Below are 18,503 nucleotides of genomic sequence, written 5' to 3'. Positions count from 1 at the left end.
AGCTTTGGACTCGGTTGTGGCATTCCTAGGAATCGGCTGTGCCTTGGGTCGAGGCGTTCACTCGCCGTTCACTCGCGTCGTCCCGGCCGGCCGCCGGCAGCTCGACGACGAACGTCGCACCGCCGCCGGGCGTCTCCTGCACGCGGACCGCGCCGCCGTGCGCCTCGATGATCGCCTGCACGATGGCGAGACCCAGGCCGTTTCCGCCACCCTGACCGCGGCTGCGGGACCGGTCTGCGCGGTAGAAGCGTTCGAAGACGTCAGCACGCTCGCCGGCAGGTATGCCGTGTCCGTGGTCACGCACGTGGAGCGCCACCCGCCGCGCGTCGAGGCGACCGACGAGGATCTCGATGGGCGAGCCGGCAGGGGTGTGGACCCGCGCGTTGGTGACGAGGTTGGTGACGACCTGCCGCAGCTGCTGCTCGTCGGCCCGCAGCTCGGTCGGCTCGATGGGCCCGTTGATGCCGGTGGCGATGATGTGCCGGTCGGGCGCGATGGTCCGGGCGTCCTGGGCGGCGTCGGCGGCGAGGACGGCGAGGTCGACGACCTGCAGCTCGAGCGGGCGCTCGCCGTCGAGGCGGGCGAGGGTGAGCAGGTCCTCGACGAGGCCGCTCATCCGGTGTGCCTCGGACTCGATGCGGCCCATGGCCCCGGTCACGGCGTCTGCCGTCGGCAGCGCGCCCTGGCGGTAGAGCTCGGCGTAGCCACCGACGGCAGCCAGCGGGGTGCGCAGCTCGTGCGAGGCGTCGGCGATGAAGCGGCGCATCTTCGCCTCGTTGGCCTCGCGCACGGCGAAGCTCTGCTCGATGCGGGCGAGCATCGCGTTGAGCGAGCGGGACAGCGAGGCCACCTCGTCGTCGGTGTCGGGCTCGTCGATGCGCTGGGTCAGGTCGCCGACGGCGATCTGGGCCGCGGTGTCCTCGATCCGGGTCAGCGGCCGGAAGGTCCGGCGGATGAGGTACCAGCCGAGGGCCGCCGAGACGATGAGGGTGCCGGCGCCGATGGCGGCCGCGTAGAGGAGGAACTGGTTGACGGTCCGGTCGAGGGGGCTGAGTGGCAGCGCCAGGACGTAGATCTCGTTGCGCCGCTCGTTGAGCTGCGCGAGGGCCAGCCACTCGGCGTCGCCGTCGGTCGAGCCGATGCGGAAGGGGACCCTGCTCGTCACCCGGTAGTCGGTGGCCGACAAGGGCGGGATCTCGGCCTGGTTGGGCTCGGTGAACGCCTCGCCGAGCGACGTGGACACGCCGGTGCGGAGGTCGATCAGCCGCGCCGTGAAGCCGGTGGGCAGCTGGGTCTTGGCCTCCTGCAGCTCCGCCGAGTCGATGGACGACAGGCCGGCGGCATAGACCTTGAGCTCCTGCTCCGTCTGGTTGACCAGGTAGACGCGCAGCAGGGCGCTGACGACGAGCGAGGTGATGGCCAGCGCCACGGCGATGAGGCCGAGGGTGACGCCGAGCAGGCGCCACCGCAGCGGCATGGCCCGCAGGCGGGGCAGCGGTCGCTCCCGGTCGCCTCGGACGGCGGCCGGCTGGGAGGTCAGGTCGACCATCCGGTCAGGGGGCGGTCAGCTCGGGGGGCACGCGGAGAACGTAACCCACGCCGCGCTTGGTGTGGATGAGCGAGGGCCCGTCGGCATCGATCTTGCGCCGCAGGTAGGAGATGTAGGACTCGACGATGCCCGACTCGCCACGGAAGTCGTAGTCCCAGACGTGGTCGAGGATCTGCAGCTTGGACAGCACCCGGTTGGGGTTGAGCAGCAGGTAGCGCAGCAGCTTGAACTCGGTGGGGGACAGGTCGATGACCCGGCCACCACGGCGCACCTCGTGGGAGTCCTCGTTGAGCTCGAGGTCGTGGAAGCGCAGCGTCGCGCCGTCGTCGGCCTGGCCCCGGGTGCGGCGCAGCACGGCACGGATGCGCGCGATGACCTCCTCGAGGCTGAAGGGCTTGGTGACGTAGTCGTCACCGCCCACCGTGAGGCCCTGGATCTTGTCGCCCGTCGCGTCCCGCGCGGTGACGAAGACGATGGGCTGCTGGCGGCCGCGGTCGCGCAGGCGCCGCGTCACCTCGAAGCCGTCGACGTCGGGCAGCATGACGTCGAGCACGACGAGGTCGGGCTCGGACTCGGCGGCCATGGCGAGGGCGGTCGTCCCGTCGCCGGCCGTCTCGACCTCGAAGCCGGCGAAACGCAGCGAGGTCGCGAGCAGCTCACGGATGTTCGGCTCGTCCTCGACGACGAGCAGGCGGGCCTCTGCGGCCGGCGCTGTCTGGGTGTCCACGACACCAGTGTCGGCACGTTTGCTGGGAGTTCGCTGGGAGTCTGCTCGGATTCAGGGCGATCTCCGGTGAACGCTGGTGCGAACCGAACGAAAAGGGGCAAACTGGACGCACGATCCCTCGGGGGACGACGCAGGAGAACTTCATGACCCAACGCAGGATCAGGTCCCTCGTCGCGGCCGGCACGGTCATCGTGACGTGCGGCCTCGGCGCTTCGGCACTCGCTCCGGGTGCGATGGCCGCGCCGACCCGACAGGCAGACGCCGCCGGGCTCGCCGCTCCACCGGCTCTCGATGCGTTCCGCGCGGGCGTGGCGGCCCTGGCCGAGACGAGCGCCCAGGAGATGGATGACGTCGTTGCCGCCATCACGGCCGATGTCCGGAAGGCGGTCCAGGCTCGATCTGCGGCCGAACGCGCTGCGCACGAACGCGCTGCCCGTGCCGCGAGGGCGGCCTCGTCAGCGTCCTCGTCAGCGTCCTCGTCAGCGTCCTCGTCAGCGTCCTCGACGTCCGATGGCACCCCCGAGGCGGCTGAGCCCTCCGACAGCAGTGCCCCGGAGTCCGGCGACAGTGCCGATGACCAGGGCGAGAACGCTGATGACCAGGGCGAGAACGCTGATGACCAGGGCGACCACGCGGACGACCAGGAGCACGCGGACGACAACGAGTCGTCGCACCACGACGGCTCGGGTGACCACCCGGGCGACCACTCAGGTCACGACAGCGGCGACGACAGCGGCGACAGCTGACGTGCACGATTCGGGAGGTCGGGCCCCGACGGTCGGTCGGGGCCCGACGTCCGCGCGTCCACGCCGTCAGAGGTCGTCGGCGTCGACGATCCGGTAGGCGTAGCCCTGCTCCGCGAGGAAGCGCTGGCGGTGGGCCGCGAAGTCGGCGTCGACGGTATCGCGGCTGACGATCGTGTAGAAGTGCGCGGTCCGCCCGTCCCCCTTGGGCCGCAGGACGCGGCCGAGGCGCTGCGCCTCCTCCTGGCGTGAGCCGAAGGTGCCGCTGATCTGGACCGCGACGCTCGCCTCTGGCAGGTCGATGGAGAAGTTCGCGACCTTGCTGACGACGAGGGTCGTGAGGTCACCGGTGCGGAAGGCGTCGTAGAGGCGCTGGCGCTCCTTGACCGTCGTCTCCCCGGTGATGACCTCGGCGCCGAGCCGTTCGGCGACCTCGTGCAGCTGGTCGAGGTACTGCCCGATGACGAGCGTCGGCTCACCGGCGTGCTGCTGGGCGAGCTTCTCGATGACGGGGAGCTTGGCGTCGGAGCACGACGCGAGGCGGTAGCGCTCCTCCGGCTCGCTCACGGCATACGCCATCCGCTGACCGTCCGGGAGGCTGACCCGCACCTCGACGCAGTCCGCGGGAGCGATGTAGCCCTGTGCCTCGATGTCCTTCCAGGGCGCGTCGAAGCGCTTCGGGCCGATGAGGCTGAAGACGTCGGCCTCGCGGCCGTCCTCGCGCACGAGGGTCGCGGTGAGGCCGAGGCGGCGACGAGCCTGGAGGTCGGCCGTCATCCGGAAGATCGGCGCGGGCAGCAGGTGCACCTCGTCGTAGACCACGAGGCCCCAGTCGCGCGCGTCGAGCAGGTCGAGGTGGGCGTAGGCGCCCTTCCGCTTGGTCGTCAGCACCTGGTAGGTGGCGATGGTGACGGGACGGATCTCCTTGCGGGCACCGGAGTACTCGCCGATCTCGTCCTCGGTCAGCGTCGTGCGCTTGATCAGCTCGTCCTTCCACTGCCGCGCACTGACCGTGTTCGTCACGAGGATGAGGGTCGTCGCCTTGGCCGCGGCCATCGCGCCCGCGCCGACGAGCGTCTTGCCCGCGCCGCAGGGGAGCACGACGACACCAGACCCGCCGTGCCAGAACCCGTCGACGGCGTGCTGCTGGTAGGGCCGCAGGTGCCAGCCGTCCTGCTGGAGCTCGATGGGGTGCGCCTCGCCGTCGACGTAGCCGGCGAGGTCCTCGGCCGGCCAGCCGATCTTGAGCAGCTCCTGCTTGAGCGTGCCACGCTCGCTCGGGTGCACCAGGACGGCGAGGTCGTCGAGGCGCTCGCCGGTCAGCGGCTTGATCTTCTTGTGCCGCAGCACCTCCTCGAGCACCGGGCGGTCCGTCGTGCGCAGCACGAGTCGCGTGCCCTCGGCGGACTCGGCGAGGCCCTCCTTCTCGAGGGTCAGGCGACCGTAGCGGTCCATCGTGTCGGCCACGTCGACGAGCAGCGCGTTGGGGACGGCATACCTGCTGTGCGTCATGAGGGCGTCGACGACCTGCTCGGCGTCGTGCCCGGCGGCGCGGGCGTTCCACAGGCCGAGCGGGGTGATGCGGTAGGTGTGCACGTGCTCGGGCGCGCGCTCGAGCTCGGCGAAAGGCGCGATGGCGCGCCGCGCCGCCTCGGCGTTCGGGTGGTCGACCTCGAGGAGGAGGGTCTTGTCGCTCTGCACGATCAGCGGTCCGTCATTCATCGACTCGTCCAACCATTCGTGGCGTACGGGTGTTCCCGGGGCGCGAGGTCACGCCTGACAGTATGGGCGAATGCGATCCCCACAGGTCGAGGCGGCGTCGGGACTGCCCGAACAGGTGACCATCTACGAGGTCGGCCCGCGCGACGGGCTGCAGAACGAGAAGACGGTCGTGCCGGCCGCGACGAAGGTCGAGTTCATCCGCCGGCTCGAGGCCGCGGGGCTGGGCACCATCGAGACGACGTCGTTCGTGCCGGCTCGGTGGGTGCCGCAGATGGGCGACGCCGAGGACGTGCTCGCGGGGCTGGGCCCGGACGGGCGAGGTCGCCGCCGTCCCGCCCTCGTGCCCAACGAGCGCGGTCTCGACCGCGCCGAGGAGCTGGGCCTCACCGCCATCGCGATCTTCGGCTCGGCCACCGAGACCTTCGCGCAGAAGAACCTCAACCGGTCGGTGTCGGAGCAGTACGCCATGTTCGAGCCGGTCGTGGAGCGCGCCCTGGCCGACGGGATGTGGGTCCGCGCCTACGTCTCGATGTGCTTCGGCGACCCGTGGGAGGGGCCGGTGCCGGTCGGCCAGGTCGTCGACACCGCCGAGCGGCTGATGGACCTCGGCTGTCACGAGCTGAGCCTCGGCGACACGATCGGCGTCGGCACGACCGGCCACGTGCACCGGCTCCTCGAGGCGCTGGGTGCCCGGGGCATCGGCACCGACCGGGTCGCGGTGCACTTCCACGACACCTACGGCCAGGCGCTCGCCAACACGATGGCGGCCCTGCGCGACGGCGTCTCCGTCGTCGACGCGGCGGCCGGTGGCCTCGGCGGCTGCCCCTACGCGAAGTCCGCGACCGGCAACCTCGCGACCGAGGACCTCGTCTGGGCGCTGCACGGCGCCGGCGTCGAGACCGGGGTCGACCTCGAGGCCCTCGTCGAGACGTCGGTCTGGATGGCGGGGCAGCTCGGCCGCCCGAGCCCGAGCAACGTCGTGCGCGCCCTCGCCGGCGCCTGACCCCCACCGTCGAGGGGGTCCGCGTCAGGCGGTGGGCTGGTCCTTGGTGAGGTGGAGCAGCCAGTCGCGGTCGGTGCGGATCAGCGCGTAGCGGCGCGACCCACCCTGCCCGTGGAGCACGAAGACGACCCGGTGGTCGTCGCGCGACTCATCCTCCCACCAGCCCGTGTCGGCCACCGACTTGTGCTCGTCGGTGTAGCCGAGGTGGTCCATCTCGTGGTCGTCGACCGCGACGGCCAGGCGGTCGTGGCGGCTCGACGTCGGCAGCCCCTTGGGCACCGCCCACGACCGCAGCACGCCGTCCTCCTCGAGTCGCAGGTCGAAGTGCGGTCGCGGCTTGCGGTGGTCGTGGAGCACGTATGCCGGCCGCTGACCTGTGCGAGAACCCTTGCCTGCCAAGGCCGCTCAGCCCTCGAGGGTGGCGCCGGTGATCCGGTGGACCGAGAACGACTTCTCGTGGCCGGACTCGTCGGTGGCCCGCACCCGACCCCCCTCGACCCGCTGCGGGTGGATCAGGTGACGGCTCGTCGCGCCGTGTCCGTCGGAGTAGCCGATCCACACACCGTGCCGGTCGGCGACCGCGTCGCGCAGCAGCGACAGCGTCACGACCGGGTCCATGGCCTGGATGCGCGGACCGGGGCGGGCCTCGTCCTCGACGCGGCGCTGGTCGGCGGTGGCCTCGGCTGCGCGCAGGCCGTCGACGAGCGACTGGGTGTGGGGCCGGTCGACGGGTGAGACCGTCGGGCCGGGCCCGCGGCGTCGTGAGCCGGCGCGGCGCCGAGGCGTCTCGGCGTGGACGACGGTGCCGTCCTGGCCCTCGTGCACCGGCGCAAAACCGTTGTCGCGCAACAGGTCCACGAGCACGCGCGGGTCGGCCGACGAGACGAGCACCGTCGGTGCGAGCCGCCGGAGGCGCAGGGGAGTGAGGTCGCGAGACGCGAGCATCGTGTCGAGCACCGCCTCGTCGTCGGAACGGATGTAGGCGGCCGCCCCGCCGATGCGGGTCTGCCCGTGCTTGCGGGCGACGTCGGAGACGAGATACTCCAGCGGCTGGGGCACCGGCGTGCGGCTCGAGCGGCGCACCGTCTCGATGAAGTCGGCAGCGGTCCACCCGGCGTCGAGGGCCCGGCGCACCGACTCCGGGGTGAAGCGGTAGACGGTGGCGCCGCCGCGGGACTCCACGTCGGCGGCGAGGCGCATGAACGAGCCGAGACCTCCGACGAGCGGCCCGGGGGCGACTGCCGTGAGGTCGGCCTGGACGAGGATGTGGTCGACGGGCGAGGGCAGGTGCGCCGCCATGGCCGCCGCGACGTCGTCGACCGAGTCGGGGGAGGCGATCAGCGCACGGCCGGCCTCGGACAGGGCGCCGCGGCCGGTGACCCCCAGCCACTCCGCCTCGCGCAGCACCGCCTCGACGGCCTCGTCGAGCACCGCGGCGGATCTGTTCGGGCGGCGCCAGGCGAGGCGCTCGCGCAGCGAGGCGTGGTCGGCCGCGCTGCCCGGCTGTAGCGAGGTGAGCTCGCGCAGCACCTCGCGCCGGATCGCCCGGATCGCCGGCCACTGCACGTCCGGACCGAGCGCGTTGGCCGGTCCCGTCCCGGTGCTGCGTCGCCCCACGAGGTGCGGTGCGCGGGTCGAGCCGAGCCAGGCGAGCGCCATGGTCGCCCACCGGTGACCGGACTCGCTCGAGCTCCACTCGTCGATCTCCGACGTGGGAGCCCACACCGGCACGACCTCGCCGTCGTCGGCGACGAGGCCCGCGGCATACGCCAGCTCGACGACGAAGGCGGTGTGCTCGGGGTCGAGGTCGAGCGCCAGCTGCGTGACCCGCAGGTCCCGCACCGACAGGCCGCCGGCCCGGAGCACGCGCGGCGGGTCGGCGCCCCAGGCGGCGGCGAGCTCGTCGACGTGGGTGAGGCACTCGCTCGCAGCCCCGCCGGCCGCGGCGTCGACGAGCGAGACCGCACGGGCCTCGATGTCGGGCGGGGTCAGCTCGAGGGACCGGTGCAGCCGGCCCTCGCGCAGCACGAGCCCGACCTCGCGGGGCAGCGCCACGCGGTCGGTCGACACCGGCACGAGCAGGTGGTGCTCGAGCAGCCAGCGAGCGGTCGTCCGTCCGGGAGGCGCGGCCGGCAGGACGCCGAACGCCGGTCCCCACGTCATCCGCTCGAGCATGGCGCGCGAGTCGTCCGGCGCCTGCGCGAGGGTCGCCCGGATGCGCTCGGGGTCGGCGTCCTCGGGCTGCGACGACGGTCGCAGCTCGCGCATCGGGACGCCGAGCCCGGCGATCGAGCTGCCCAGCACCTCGGGCACGGTGCGCACGACGTGGTGGCCGTCCGCGCCGCGCCACACCAGCGCCGACCGCCACAGGTCCGACACGATCGCGTCCACGGTCTTGCGTTCGTCGGTGCCGAGCAGGCGCAGCAGGTCTGCGCGGTCGGCGCCGTCGCCGACCACGACGACGGCCTCGAGCACCTGCAGGTGCCCCCGGTCGAGGGCCTCGACGGCCCGCTGCACGCTGGCCCGGGTCCCGGCGCGGGCAGCCAGGCTCGTCAGGTCGGCCGGCGCGGGGCGCGCGAGATCCGGGCGCGCGAGGACGAGGTCGATGAGCTCTGCGTCGCTGCGACCGCGGATGTCGTCGGCGAGGCTCCGGCTCGGGGTGGCCATCCTCCCAACCTACTGCTCCCGGGCAGGCCCCCTGACTCCGTATGCCGTGTGGTGCCGGTCGCGGGAACCGGCGCCCGCTAGCGTTGCCCTCATGAGCGCGCTCTCACCGGTGTCACCCGCCGGATCCGTCCCGGCCCGCCCGACGGGCCAGCAGTGGACCATCGGGCACGGCCCGTTCGAGGCGACCGTGGTCGAGGTCGGCGGGGGGCTGCGCACCCTGAGCCGTGCCGGCGTCGACCTCGTCGCCGGCTACGCGGCCGACGAGACGTGCGCGTCCGGGCGGGGCCAGCAGCTCATGCCCTGGCCCAACCGGATCCGCAACGGCCGCTACACCTTCGGCGGCGCCGAGCACCAGCTGTCGGTCACCGAGGTGCCGCGCGGCAACGCCAGCCACGGCCTCGTCCGATGGGCCCTGTGGGAGCTCGTCGAGCTCGAGGACGACCGCGTGACCGTCGGCTACCGACTGCACCCGCAGCCCGGGTGGGACCACTTCCTCGACCTGCGCACGACCTACCTGCTCGACGACTCGGGCCTCGTCGTCACGACCGCGGCCCGCAACGTGGGCCCGTCCGCGGCGCCCTTCGGCTACGGCGCGCACCCCTACCTCGCCATCGGCGACACGTTGTTGCCTGACGTCGAGCTGCGCATCCCGGCCGAGACCTGGGTCGAGGTCGACGAGCGGCTGCTGCCGGCTGCGACGCACCCGGTCGAGGGCGGGCCCTACGACTTCCGCGTGGCCCACGCCGTCGGGGACGCGCGACTCGACACGGCCTACACCGACGTCCTGCGCGACGGCGACGGGATGTGGCGCTGCACCGTCTCGGCCGCAGACCGCACGACGAGCCTGTGGGCCGACGCCTCCTTCCCGTGGCTGCAGGTCTTCACCGCGATCGCCGAGGACCGCAAGGGCGAGGTCGGCATCGCCGTCGAGCCGATGAGCTGCCCGGCCGACGCCTTCAACTCGGGCGAGGCGCTCGTCGTGCTCGAGCCGGGCGAGGAGTGGTCGGGCACGTGGGGCATCGCCCCGGCCTGAGTCGCGCCCTGAGTCCCGCCCCTGAGTCCCCGCCTGAGCCCGGGACGTCTCACCGTACGAGCAGGATGTCCGACGTCTGCTCGAGCGCCTGGCGCGCGTAGCCCCGCCACATCCGGCCGACGAGCGGCAGGACCCGGGCGGCATACGTGCTCGTCGGGTGCAGCGTCCAGCGCCACGTGACGCGCACCCCGGTGCCCTCCGGGGCGAAGGCCCAGCTGCCGTCGACGTGCGAGACGAGCGGCTTGAGCGCCCCCGTGAAGTCGGTGAGCACGTAGTCGAAGCGCTCGGGCCGCACGACCTCCGTCAGGCGCTCGCGCATGGTGCCGCCGTCGGCGAGCACGATCGTGCGCGTCTGCCCTGCCCGGTCCCAGGGTCCCGACTGGTCGCGCACCTCGCGGATCGGCGGCAGCAGGGCGTAGCGGCGCGACATGAGGTCGGTCAACGGGTGGGAGAGCAGGCGGTCGAAGGCGTCGCCGACCTCGACGGGCACGGCGCGGGAGGACTCGAGGCGCAGGGGCGAGGGCATGCCCCAGCGTAGGGCGGCTCGGTGTCGGCCGGGGTCGGAGAGACCCCCGGCACCTGCGCGGCGAGGAATCCGGCTTGCACCAAGCGGATAGGCTGGAGCAGAGCGCAAGGAGCGCCATCGAGTCGTGCCGTGACGCGGCCGACCGAGATCTGAACGAGGTGGACTGTGCCGACTGGCAAGGTCAGGTTCTACGACGCGGACAAGGGCTTCGGATTCATCTCCGAGGACTCGGGCGCGGACGTCTTCCTGCACGCGAACGCGCTCCCCGAGGGCGTCACGACCCTGAAGAAGGGCATGCGCGTCGAGTTCGGCATCGTCGAGGGCCGCAAGGGCGCCCAGGCGCTGTCGGTCAAGGTGCTCGACCCGGTCCAGTCCGTCGCCGCCAACAAGACCGCGCAGACCCGCAAGACGCCCGAGGAGCTCGTCGTCATCCTCGAGGACGTCGTGCAGCTGCTCGACGGCGTCGGCGAGGGCTACCGCGCCGGACGCCGCCCCGACCGCAAGCTCGCCTCCAACGTGGCCCGCGCCCTGCGCGGCCTCGCGGACGAGCTGGAGAAGTGAGCCCATGACCGTCACCACCCCCAAGACGGACGCCGTGCTGCTGGCCGCGTCCGACCTCGCCCGCAGCGTCCTCGAGGAGGTCGCGGAGCCCGGCACCATCGGCGCGCACCTCGGCATGGACCTGCTCGAGGAACGCCTCGGCATGCACTGGTTCGAGTGCACGTCGCCGGGCTACCGCGGGTGGCGGTGGGGCGTCAGCGTCGCCCGGGTGTCCCGCGCCAAGGTCGCCACGGTCTGCGAGACCAACCTGCTCCCGGGCCCCGACGCCGTGCTGGCCCCCGAGTGGCTGCCGTATGCCGACCGGCTCGCTCCCGGCGACCTCGGCGCCGGCGACGTGCTGCCCTACCGCCCCGACGACCCCAACCTCGAGGCCGGCTTCGAAGCCACCGGCGAGGAGGACGTCGACCAGATGGCCTTCTTCGAGCTCGGCCTCGGTCGCCCGCGCGTGCTGTCGGCCGAGGGCCGCGAGTCCGCCGCGTCCCGCTGGTACTCCGGCGACAACGGACCGACGTCCGAGGTCGCGGCCAAGGCCACCGCGCACTGCACGACCTGCGGCTACTTCCTGCCCATGGCGGGTGCGCTGCGCGTGACGTTCGGGGTGTGCGCCAACGAGTGGAGCCCGTCCGACGGGCGCGTCGTGACGCTCGACCACGGGTGCGGGGCGCACTCCGAGACCGACATGGACCACCCCGAGCCGCCGGCGGTCGGCGAGCCGATCGTCGACGAGTTCGCGTTCGACCTCGAGCCCGCCGAGCGCTCGACCGCGGCCGAGGCCGAGGCCGAGGCAGAGGCGCCGGCAGAGGCTCCCGCCGAGCAGACCGCCGACGCCCCGGATGAGGGCGCAGCCCCGGCCGAGGAGCACCACGGCTCGGACGACCCCGTCACCGACTGACGCGGCCTGGACCACGGACGAACCACCCGGCATACCCGGGTGGTTCGTGCTGTTCGGGAGAGCTGCTCAGGCGGCGTCGCGGGCGTTGCCGCGCCCACGGCGTACGTAGGTCCAGCCCATCGCGCCGAGCACGAACCCGGCCACGCACGTCCACGGCCACCAGTCGCGGTCACCCTCGTGCAGGGCGGGGACGACGAGGGTGACCACGAGCGCGACGACCCACACGGCGAGCCCGACCTCGATGATCCGCAGCATCGGCACGTGCAGCGGCTCGATGTGCTCGGGCGTCGTCGGGTCGGCGGCACCCGCCCGCGCGTCGTGGCTCGTCTCGTCGGTCACGCAGACAGCCTATGGCCCGTCACACGCCCGAAACGCGCCGCCACTAGGGTGTGCGCCATGTCGACGGATACGCGCACCACCACCCCCACACCGACCCGGTCTGGGCTCGACGGCTTCTTCAAGATCTCCGAGCGCGGGTCCACCGTCGCGCGTGAGGTCCGGGGAGGCGTCGTCACGTTCTTCACGATGGTCTACATCGTGGTCCTCAACCCCATCATCCTCTCGGGCGTCGTCGACGGCTCGGGCACGATGATCGGCGGCACGACCGACCTGACCCGCAGCAAGCTGCTCGTGGCGGTCGGCACGGCGGTCGTCGCCGGCGTCATGTCGATCCTCATGGGTCTCGTCGCGAACTTCCCGATCGCGCTGGCCGCAGGCCTCGGGATCAACGGCCTGATCACCGGGATGGTGCTGACCCACTCGGCCGAGAAGATCACCTTCGCCGACCTCATGGGCCTTGTGGTCATCGAGGGCGTCATCATCCTGGTCCTCGTGCTCACCGGCTTCCGCAAGGCCGTCTTCAAGGCCATCCCGGGGCCGCTCAAGGTCGCGATCTCCGTCGGCATCGGCCTGTTCATCGCCTACATCGGCGTCATCGACGCCGGCTTCGCGCGCCGGCCCACGACCCCCGGCTCGGTCCCGAGCGAGCTCGGCATCGGCGGGAGCCTCGACGGCTGGCCGACCCTGGTCTTCGTCGTCGGGGTCTTCCTCATCGCGGTCCTGCTCATCCGCAAGGTCAAGGGCGCGATCCTCATCGGCATCGTGGCGGCGACCGTCCTCGCGATGGCCCTCGAGGCGATCTTCAAGATCGGTCCGCGCGTCTTCGACGACAAGGGCGCCCTGATGAACCCGTCGGCATGGGCCCTCACCGTGCCGAAGCTGCCCGACTCGATCACCAACACCCCCGACCTCGGCATCCTCGGCCAGTTCAGCCTGCTCGGCTCGTTCGAGAAGATCGGCATCGTCACGGCCGTCATGTTCGTCTTCTCGCTGCTGCTCGCCGACTTCTTCGACACGATGGGCACCGTCGTCGCGATCGGCACCGAGGCCAAGCTCCTCGACGAGGACGGCAACCCGCCGCACACCGACCGCATCCTCGTGGTCGACTCGGTCGCCGCGATCGCCGGTGGCGCCGGTGGCGTCAGCAGCAACACCTCCTACATCGAGTCGGCGTCGGGCGTCGAGGAGGGCGCGCGCACGGGCCTCGCGTCGGTCGTGACCGGCGTGCTCTTCCTGCTCGCGACGTTCCTCGCGCCGCTCTTCGCGGTCGTGCCGTCCGAGGCCGCGGCCCCGGCGCTCGTCATCGTCGGCTTCCTGATGATGACCCAGGTCAAGAACATCGACTGGGACGACATGGAGATCGCGCTGCCGGCGTTCCTCACTATCGTGCTCATGCCGTTCACCTACAACATCACCGTCGGCATCGGCGCGGGCTTCATCGCGTGGGTGCTCATCAAGATCGCCCGCGGCAAGACCCGTGAGGTCCACCCGCTGCTGTGGATCGTCGCGGCGTTCTTCGTCGTGTACTTCATCAAGGCGCCGCTCGAGTCGATGCTCACCTGAGCAGCCCTGTCGCCCAAGGCGACTGCAGGCGACACGTCGCCTGAGCACGTATGCCGTGAAGGCCTCCTCCCGCTCGGGAGGGGGCCTTCACGCATGCGCGGCGCGTCATGGCGGATCCGTTTCGTCCAGGGTTGGGAATGATTAGCAGGGGTAATGAGTTAGGCTAAGTATCTCCAGACTGTACTTCCGAGGATCCGCCCTTGACTGCCAAGAACCCCACCGCCCGGCTCTCCAGAGCCGAGCTCGTCTCCCTCTCGAACGACATCCGACTGGCCTGCATGCGTATCTCGCGGCGGGTCCGTTTCGAGTCCGACCGCGAGCTGCCGCCGCACCAGTTCTCGGTGCTGTGCCGGCTCGAGGCCACGACGCGCACCAACAGCGAGCTGGCCGACATCGAGCGCGTCTCCGCGCCGAGCATGAAGCGCACGACGAACATGCTCGTCGAGCGCGGCTACGTCTCCCGCGCCGACGACCCCACCGACGGCCGACAGGTCATCCTGGCGCTGACCACCGAGGGGCGCCGTGCCCTGGGGCGCATCCGCAAGCACCGCGACGAGTGGATGCTCTCGCGCTTCGAGCAGCTGACCGACGACGAGCGCGAGCTGCTGCAGCGCGCCGCCGCCGTGCTCGCCAAGGTGGCCAGCGAATGAGCCCCACGTTCCACTCGCTGTCCATCCCCAACTACCGCATCTACGCCTCGGGCGCGATCGTCTCCAACGTCGGCACGTGGATGGGACGCGTCGCCCAGGACTGGCTCGTGCTCACCGTCCTGACCGACCACTCGTCGACGGCCCTCGGAATCGTCACGGGCCTGCAGTTCCTGCCCTTCCTCATCCTCGCCCCGTTCGCGGGGATGCTCGTCGACCGCTTCCCGAAGCGTCGCATCCTGTTCCTCACGCAGACGGCACTGCTCGTGACGGCCCTGCTGCTCGCGGTGCTCACGGCCGCCGGGGTCGTCGAGCTGTGGCACGTCTACGCGCTCGCGTTCCTGCAGGGAGTCGCCACCGCCGTCGACAACCCGGCCCGTCAGACCTTCGTCTCCGAGATGGTCGACACCGAGCACCTGCCCAACGCCGTCGCGCTCAACAGCGCCTCCTTCAACCTGGGTCGACTCGCCGGCCCGGCTGTCGCCGGTCTCGTCATCGCCTGGTTCGGCATCGCGCCCGCGCTCTACGTCAACGCGGCCACCTTCCTCTTCGTCCTCGTCGCGCTGCTGCGGATGAACACCAGCCTGCTCACGCCGTCGCCGCGTGCTCGGGGCAAGGGCCAGATCCGCGAGGGCCTGCGCTACGTCAGGGGCCGGCCCGACCTCGTGCTGATCATGGCGCTCGTCTTCGTGTTGGGAACGTTCGGCATGAACTTCCAGCTGACAATGGCCCTGATGGCGACCAAGGTCTTCGACAAGGGGCCGGGGGAGTACGGCCTGCTCGGCTCGATCATGGCCGTCGGCTCCCTCACCGCCGCGCTCCTCTCGGCCCGACGGGCCCGACCGCGCATGCGGGTGCTCCTCGTCGCGCTCGCCGGCTTCACCGTGTCGACGGCCCTGCTCGCGACGGCGCCGAACTACGTGATGTTCGCGATCTTCCTCGTGCCGACCGGCCTGGCCGCCCTGACCGCGCTGACCACGGCCAACGCCATGGTCCAGGTCAGCGTCGACCCGGTCATGCGAGGCCGCGTCATGGCGCTCTACATGGCCATCTTCATGGGCGGTACGCCCATCGGGGCGCCGGTCATCGGGTGGCTGGGAGACGTCTGGGGACCTCGCTGGACGATCGCCATCGGCACCATCGCCGTGGGCCTCAGCCTCGTCGCGGTGGCCCTCTGGGTCGCACGTCGGCAGAATGTCGCGGTGACCATCCAGACGCAGCGACGCCCGCGGCTTCGCATCCAGCTCGCCTCGCCGGTCCCGCCGGTTCCCGAGGTGACGAAGTGAACTTCAAGTTCCGCCACCGGCTCACGGTCGCGGCGCTGCTGCTGTTCATCGTGATCGCGGTGGTCGCGGCGCTCGTCAACCGCTGAGCCGGGCCACCTCGGGCTGACGTCCGACGCGGTGTGCCGACGGGGGCCGGTTGACTCGGTCGGGGGCGGGCGCGACATTTGGACGGTGAACCGGGCGCTGCCCACGCTGGCAGCAGCAGCGTTGCTGGTGATGCTGCTCGAGGCCGCTCCCAGCCGCACGATCCTGCCGGCGGGTGCCCTGGGCCTGGTCTTCGTGGTCTGGTCGGTGGCCGGCTACCGATGGGCGCTCGGGCGTGGACGCGTGACCCGCGTCGGCTACCTGGCCGTTGCCCTGGCGCTCGGGTTCGTCGTCTTCGACCTGGCCGGCGCGGGGGTGGGCAGCACGCTGCTGCTCGTGGTGGTCGTCGTCCAGGCCGTCATGCTGCTCCCACTTCGCTGGGCGATCGTCGTCGCGCTGCTCGTTCCCCTGGTGCACGTGGGGATGCCCATGCTGGACGGGCTGCGACAGGTCGTCAGCACGGGGCTGGCGTGCGTCTTTGCCTTCGTCCTCGCCGCCCTGCACCTGCGTGAGCAACAGGCACGGTCGGAGCTGGCCGTGGCCAACACCCGGCTGACCGAGCTCAGCGCCCAGGCCGAGGAGCTGGCCACCATGCGGGAACGCACTCGCGTGGCCAGGGACATCCACGACGGGCTGGGGCACCACCTCACCGTGGTCGGCATGCAGGTCCAGGCCGCCAGGGCGGTGCTGCGCAGAGACCCTGCCAGGGCCGACCGTTTGCTCAGCCTGGCCGAGGACCAGGCGCGTCAGGCCCTGGCGTCGGTCCGCGAGTCGGTGGCCGCCCTGCGTGAGGCGCGTCCGGCCCAGCGGCTCGGAGCAGCTGGAGGCCCTGGCGCTCGAGAGTACGGCGGCCGGCCTGCCGACCTCGGTGGACGTGCAGGGCGCCGAACGCCGGCTCGGCAGCGACGTGCAGGTGGCGCTCTACCGTGCGGCCCAGGAAGGTCTCACCAACATCCACAAGCACGCGAACGCCCACACCGCCGTGCTCCGGCTGGTCTACCTGCCGAGCTCGGTGAGCCTGGAGGTTCGCGACGACGGCCGCGGCCTCGGTGGCGACCCAGGTGGGTTCGGGCTGGTCGGCATCCGTGAGCGAGTGGATCGTCTCGGTGGCTCGCTCGCCGTCGAGTCGACGCCCGGCACGGGTGTGGCCGTGCGCGTCGAGGTGCCGGGATGAGGATCGACGGCCCCGTCCGGGTGCTGGTCGTCGACGACCAGACCCTGTTCCGTGAAGCGCTGACGACCCTTCTCGAGGCGTGCGACGAGGTCGAGGTCCTGGGCGCCGCGGCGGACGGCCTCCAGGCACTGGAGATGGCGGCCGTGCTGCGACCGGACGTGGTGCTCATGGACCTCCGGATGCCGGTGCTCGACGGCGTGGCCACGACGCAGCGGATGCGGGTCGAGCATCCCGAGGTGCGCGTGCTCGTCCTCACCACCTTCGACGGCGACGACGAGGTCTTCCCGGCCCTGCGCGCCGGAGCCATCGGCTACCTGCTCAAGGACGCGACCGCGCCCAGGCTCGTCGAGGCCGTTCAGGCAGCCGCCCGGGGCGAGTCCGTCATGCAACCGTCCGTCGCCGCCAAGGTCCTGGCCCGGATGAGCCGGCTGCCCGACCTCGCTGACGAGCCGCGTCCGCAGCCGCTCGTCGACCCGCTCACCCAGCGCGAGCTCGAGGTCCTCCGGGCGCTGGCCGACGGGCTCAGCAACCGTGAGGCCGCCGAACGGCTCTACCTCTCCGAGGGCACCGTGAAGAACCACGTCACCAACGTCCTGGCCAAGCTCGGCGTCCGCGACCGCACGCAGGCTGCCCTGCGGGCGCACGCGCTCGGCCTGCTCTGAGGGTCATGCCCGACTCATGACCTGCTCCGTGACCTCTGGCACGTCCGACGCACGGGTTGCGGGATCGACCATCGTCGGCATGACCACTTTCACGACCCTGTATGCGGACCGCTCGCCACGGGCGACGGTCAGCCGGCTCCTCCGCACGCGGCTCGTCCGCTTCCTCACCGCCTACGTCGAGATGAGCGTCTCGATGCTCGTCGGCATGGCGCTCCTCGGCCTCCTCTGGGACAGCGTCTGGCCCGGCCTGACCGGCCGACCCGACGCGATGGCCCTGACCATGGCGTTCGACATGACCCTCGGCATGTCCGCCTGGATGTGGGTGCGGCGGCATGCTGCGCGCCACATCGCCGAGATGTCGGCGGTCATGGTCCTCCCCTTCGTCGTCCTGCTGGTGCCCTACTGGCTCGGCGTCCTCCCGGGCGACGCACTGCTCACGTGGGGCCACATCGCGATGTTCGCGTTGATGGGGGCCTACCTGGCGTGGCGACCGCACGCCGCCGCCTCCGCGCCAGTGCTGAACGCGAACGGTGACCCGCACGGGTCGCGCACTGCGCTCGTCTCTTCCATCCTGCTCGTCGGCGGCGCGGGGCTGGCGGTCGCCGGCGGCCTGCTCCACCCGCACGACGAGCCCCCGAACTCTCACGTGTCCGTGTTCACCGAGTACGCCCACAGCAGCGACTGGGTGTGGGTCCATGACCTCCAGTTCCTGTCGGCAGCCCTCGTGGTCGCCGGGTTCCTCGTGCTCGGCCGCGTCCTGCAGCGACTCGGTGCAGTCCCGACGCTCGTGCGCCTCGGCACCGCCTCAGCTGCCGCGACCGCGGCCCTGATCGCGGTCAACATGGCCGTGGACGGCGTCGCCCTCAAGCAGGCCGTGGACTCCTGGGCCGCCGCAGCTCCCGACGACCGGGCCGCGCGGTTCGCCGCCGCGGAGGCGGTCCGGTGGGTGGAGTGGGGGGTGAACTCGTTCTTCACCATCCTGCTCGGGGTCACGGTGCTGACCTTCGCGGCGGCGCTGGCCAGCCAGGCGCACCTCGGTGGACGCGTCCGACTGGCCGGCGTGACCGGGGGTCTTGCAGGCTTCCTCCTGATCGCCAACGGGCTGGCTGTCGGCGCGCACGGCTTCGAACCGAGTGACCTGCCCCTCGTCACGACCGGTCTCTCCATCGTCATGGCGCTCGGTGTCCCGAGGCTGGACCGGGCCGCCTCCACCGGTGCACCTCGACTCCCCGCAGCCGGGGGCCGGCTCGCCCCGAGGTGACCCGCGGACCACAGACAGACCGCAGACGGACCAGGGACGTGTCCCTGGTCCGTCTGCGGCTCTC

18 protein-coding genes and 1 pseudogene are annotated in these 18,503 nt (G+C 71.8%); 12 read left to right on the top strand and 7 right to left on the bottom strand.

Going from position 1 to position 18,503, the window contains the following annotated elements; translation table 11 throughout:
* Window positions 1-25: 25 nt before the first annotated feature.
* Together ABD831_RS16675 and ABD831_RS16670 are read right to left on the bottom strand one after the other, a co-directional pair.
* Complete coding sequence (locus tag ABD831_RS16675; RefSeq protein WP_344949123.1) at window positions 26-1,549, bottom strand: sensor histidine kinase; 1,524 nt, start codon at window positions 1,547-1,549, stop codon at window positions 26-28.
* Window positions 1,550-1,553: 4 nt separating this feature from the next.
* Window positions 1,554-2,276, bottom strand: coding sequence for a response regulator (locus ABD831_RS16670; RefSeq protein ID WP_142178943.1), 723 nt, complete (start codon window positions 2,274-2,276; stop codon window positions 1,554-1,556).
* Window positions 2,277-2,419: 143 nt separating this feature from the next.
* Between ABD831_RS16670 and ABD831_RS16665 the strand changes: the two genes are divergently transcribed.
* Window positions 2,420-3,022, top strand: a complete 603-nt coding sequence (locus ABD831_RS16665) for a hypothetical protein (RefSeq protein ID WP_344949120.1) — start codon at window positions 2,420-2,422, stop codon at window positions 3,020-3,022.
* Between the two features lie 66 nt (window positions 3,023-3,088).
* On the opposite strand, the gene ABD831_RS16660 is transcribed toward ABD831_RS16665, so the two are convergent.
* Window positions 3,089-4,741: a DNA repair helicase XPB gene (locus ABD831_RS16660; RefSeq protein WP_344949117.1), complete on the bottom strand. Its 1,653-nt coding sequence runs from the start codon at window positions 4,739-4,741 to the stop codon at window positions 3,089-3,091.
* A 70-nt stretch (window positions 4,742-4,811) separates the two neighbouring features.
* Between ABD831_RS16660 and ABD831_RS16655 the strand changes: the two genes are divergently transcribed.
* The gene (locus tag ABD831_RS16655; RefSeq protein WP_344949114.1) at window positions 4,812-5,744 is read left to right on the top strand and encodes a hydroxymethylglutaryl-CoA lyase; all 933 of its coding nucleotides are present in this window, start codon (window positions 4,812-4,814) and stop codon (window positions 5,742-5,744) included.
* 24 nt (window positions 5,745-5,768) lie between these two features.
* On the opposite strand, the gene ABD831_RS16650 is transcribed toward ABD831_RS16655, so the two are convergent.
* Together ABD831_RS16650 and ABD831_RS16645 are read right to left on the bottom strand one after the other, a co-directional pair.
* Window positions 5,769-6,143, bottom strand: coding sequence for a DNA polymerase ligase N-terminal domain-containing protein (locus ABD831_RS16650; RefSeq protein WP_344949111.1), 375 nt, complete (start codon window positions 6,141-6,143; stop codon window positions 5,769-5,771).
* 6 nt (window positions 6,144-6,149) lie between these two features.
* Window positions 6,150-8,411, bottom strand: a complete 2,262-nt coding sequence (locus ABD831_RS16645; protein WP_344949108.1) for a helicase-associated domain-containing protein — start codon at window positions 8,409-8,411, stop codon at window positions 6,150-6,152.
* 91 nt (window positions 8,412-8,502) lie between these two features.
* Between ABD831_RS16645 and ABD831_RS16640 the strand changes: the two genes are divergently transcribed.
* Window positions 8,503-9,444, top strand: coding sequence for an aldose 1-epimerase family protein (locus ABD831_RS16640; RefSeq protein ID WP_344949105.1), 942 nt, complete (start codon window positions 8,503-8,505; stop codon window positions 9,442-9,444).
* 49 nt (window positions 9,445-9,493) lie between these two features.
* Here ABD831_RS16640 and ABD831_RS16635 read toward each other — a convergent pair whose 3' ends face one another.
* A complete protein-coding gene (locus ABD831_RS16635) occupies window positions 9,494-9,970 on the bottom strand; it encodes an SRPBCC family protein (RefSeq protein WP_344949102.1) in 477 nt (158 codons plus the stop codon).
* 165 nt (window positions 9,971-10,135) lie between these two features.
* Between ABD831_RS16635 and ABD831_RS16630 the strand changes: the two genes are divergently transcribed.
* Together ABD831_RS16630 and ABD831_RS16625 are read left to right on the top strand one after the other, a co-directional pair.
* A complete protein-coding gene (locus ABD831_RS16630) occupies window positions 10,136-10,531 on the top strand; it encodes a cold shock domain-containing protein (protein ID WP_142178935.1) in 396 nt (131 codons plus the stop codon).
* Window positions 10,532-10,535: 4 nt separating this feature from the next.
* The gene (locus ABD831_RS16625; RefSeq protein ID WP_344949099.1) at window positions 10,536-11,423 is read left to right on the top strand and encodes a DUF3027 domain-containing protein; all 888 of its coding nucleotides are present in this window, start codon (window positions 10,536-10,538) and stop codon (window positions 11,421-11,423) included.
* A 66-nt stretch (window positions 11,424-11,489) separates the two neighbouring features.
* Here ABD831_RS16625 and ABD831_RS16620 read toward each other — a convergent pair whose 3' ends face one another.
* Window positions 11,490-11,762: a DUF2530 domain-containing protein gene (locus ABD831_RS16620; protein ID WP_344949096.1), complete on the bottom strand. Its 273-nt coding sequence runs from the start codon at window positions 11,760-11,762 to the stop codon at window positions 11,490-11,492.
* A gap of 57 nt (window positions 11,763-11,819) precedes the next feature.
* Here ABD831_RS16620 and ABD831_RS16615 point away from each other — a divergent pair, with 57 nt between their 5' ends.
* From ABD831_RS16615 to ABD831_RS16590, 7 genes and pseudogenes are all read left to right on the top strand, one after another.
* The gene (locus ABD831_RS16615) at window positions 11,820-13,325 is read left to right on the top strand and encodes an NCS2 family permease (RefSeq protein WP_344949093.1); all 1,506 of its coding nucleotides are present in this window, start codon (window positions 11,820-11,822) and stop codon (window positions 13,323-13,325) included.
* A 200-nt stretch (window positions 13,326-13,525) separates the two neighbouring features.
* On the top strand, window positions 13,526-13,975 hold the full coding sequence (locus ABD831_RS16610) for a MarR family winged helix-turn-helix transcriptional regulator (RefSeq protein ID WP_344949090.1): 450 nt from the start codon (window positions 13,526-13,528) through the stop codon (window positions 13,973-13,975).
* Window positions 13,972-15,258 carry an MFS transporter gene (locus ABD831_RS16605; protein ID WP_344949087.1) on the top strand — a complete coding sequence of 429 codons (1,287 nt, stop codon included), beginning with the start codon at window positions 13,972-13,974 and terminating at the stop codon, window positions 15,256-15,258. Before ABD831_RS16610 ends, ABD831_RS16605 begins: the two co-directional genes overlap by 4 nt.
* Window positions 15,259-15,474: 216 nt before the next feature.
* Window positions 15,475-16,077 (top strand): annotated as a pseudogene (locus ABD831_RS22280) (histidine kinase); the annotation flags it as partial.
* A gap of 52 nt (window positions 16,078-16,129) precedes the next feature.
* Window positions 16,130-16,516, top strand: a complete 387-nt coding sequence (locus tag ABD831_RS16600; RefSeq protein ID WP_344949084.1) for a sensor histidine kinase — start codon at window positions 16,130-16,132, stop codon at window positions 16,514-16,516.
* Window positions 16,513-17,178 carry a response regulator gene (locus ABD831_RS16595; protein ID WP_344949081.1) on the top strand — a complete coding sequence of 222 codons (666 nt, stop codon included), beginning with the start codon at window positions 16,513-16,515 and terminating at the stop codon, window positions 17,176-17,178. Before ABD831_RS16600 ends, ABD831_RS16595 begins: the two co-directional genes overlap by 4 nt.
* A gap of 79 nt (window positions 17,179-17,257) precedes the next feature.
* Window positions 17,258-18,439, top strand: a complete 1,182-nt coding sequence (locus ABD831_RS16590; RefSeq protein ID WP_344949078.1) for a hypothetical protein — start codon at window positions 17,258-17,260, stop codon at window positions 18,437-18,439.
* The last annotated feature ends 64 nt before the right edge of the window (window positions 18,440-18,503 follow it).

The sequence above is a fragment of the Terrabacter ginsenosidimutans genome, from assembly GCF_039539425.1.
Classification (GTDB): Bacteria; Actinomycetota; Actinomycetes; order Actinomycetales; family Dermatophilaceae; genus Terrabacter; species Terrabacter ginsenosidimutans.
Note: the sequence above shows the minus strand (reverse complement) of the source record. Positions and strands in the feature narration are given on the sequence as shown.

What these genes read in the sequence shown, in the direction of transcription:
- ABD831_RS16675 (WP_344949123.1), bottom strand. Translation starts at nt 1,549, where the DNA reads ATGGTCGACCTGACCTCCCAGCCGGCCGCCGTCCGAGGCGACCGGGAG.
- ABD831_RS16665 (WP_344949120.1), top strand. Translation starts at nt 2,420, where the DNA reads ATGACCCAACGCAGGATCAGGTCCCTCGTCGCGGCCGGCACGGTCATC.
- ABD831_RS16660 (WP_344949117.1), bottom strand. Translation starts at nt 4,741, where the DNA reads ATGAATGACGGACCGCTGATCGTGCAGAGCGACAAGACCCTCCTCCTC.
- ABD831_RS16655 (WP_344949114.1), top strand. Translation starts at nt 4,812, where the DNA reads ATGCGATCCCCACAGGTCGAGGCGGCGTCGGGACTGCCCGAACAGGTG.
- ABD831_RS16645 (WP_344949108.1), bottom strand. Translation starts at nt 8,411, where the DNA reads ATGGCCACCCCGAGCCGGAGCCTCGCCGACGACATCCGCGGTCGCAGC.
- ABD831_RS16640 (WP_344949105.1), top strand. Translation starts at nt 8,503, where the DNA reads ATGAGCGCGCTCTCACCGGTGTCACCCGCCGGATCCGTCCCGGCCCGC.
- ABD831_RS16635 (WP_344949102.1), bottom strand. Translation starts at nt 9,970, where the DNA reads ATGCCCTCGCCCCTGCGCCTCGAGTCCTCCCGCGCCGTGCCCGTCGAG.
- ABD831_RS16625 (WP_344949099.1), top strand. Translation starts at nt 10,536, where the DNA reads ATGACCGTCACCACCCCCAAGACGGACGCCGTGCTGCTGGCCGCGTCC.
- ABD831_RS16615 (WP_344949093.1), top strand. Translation starts at nt 11,820, where the DNA reads ATGTCGACGGATACGCGCACCACCACCCCCACACCGACCCGGTCTGGG.
- ABD831_RS16605 (WP_344949087.1), top strand. Translation starts at nt 13,972, where the DNA reads ATGAGCCCCACGTTCCACTCGCTGTCCATCCCCAACTACCGCATCTAC.
- ABD831_RS16595 (WP_344949081.1), top strand. Translation starts at nt 16,513, where the DNA reads ATGAGGATCGACGGCCCCGTCCGGGTGCTGGTCGTCGACGACCAGACC.
- ABD831_RS16590 (WP_344949078.1), top strand. Translation starts at nt 17,258, where the DNA reads ATGACCACTTTCACGACCCTGTATGCGGACCGCTCGCCACGGGCGACG.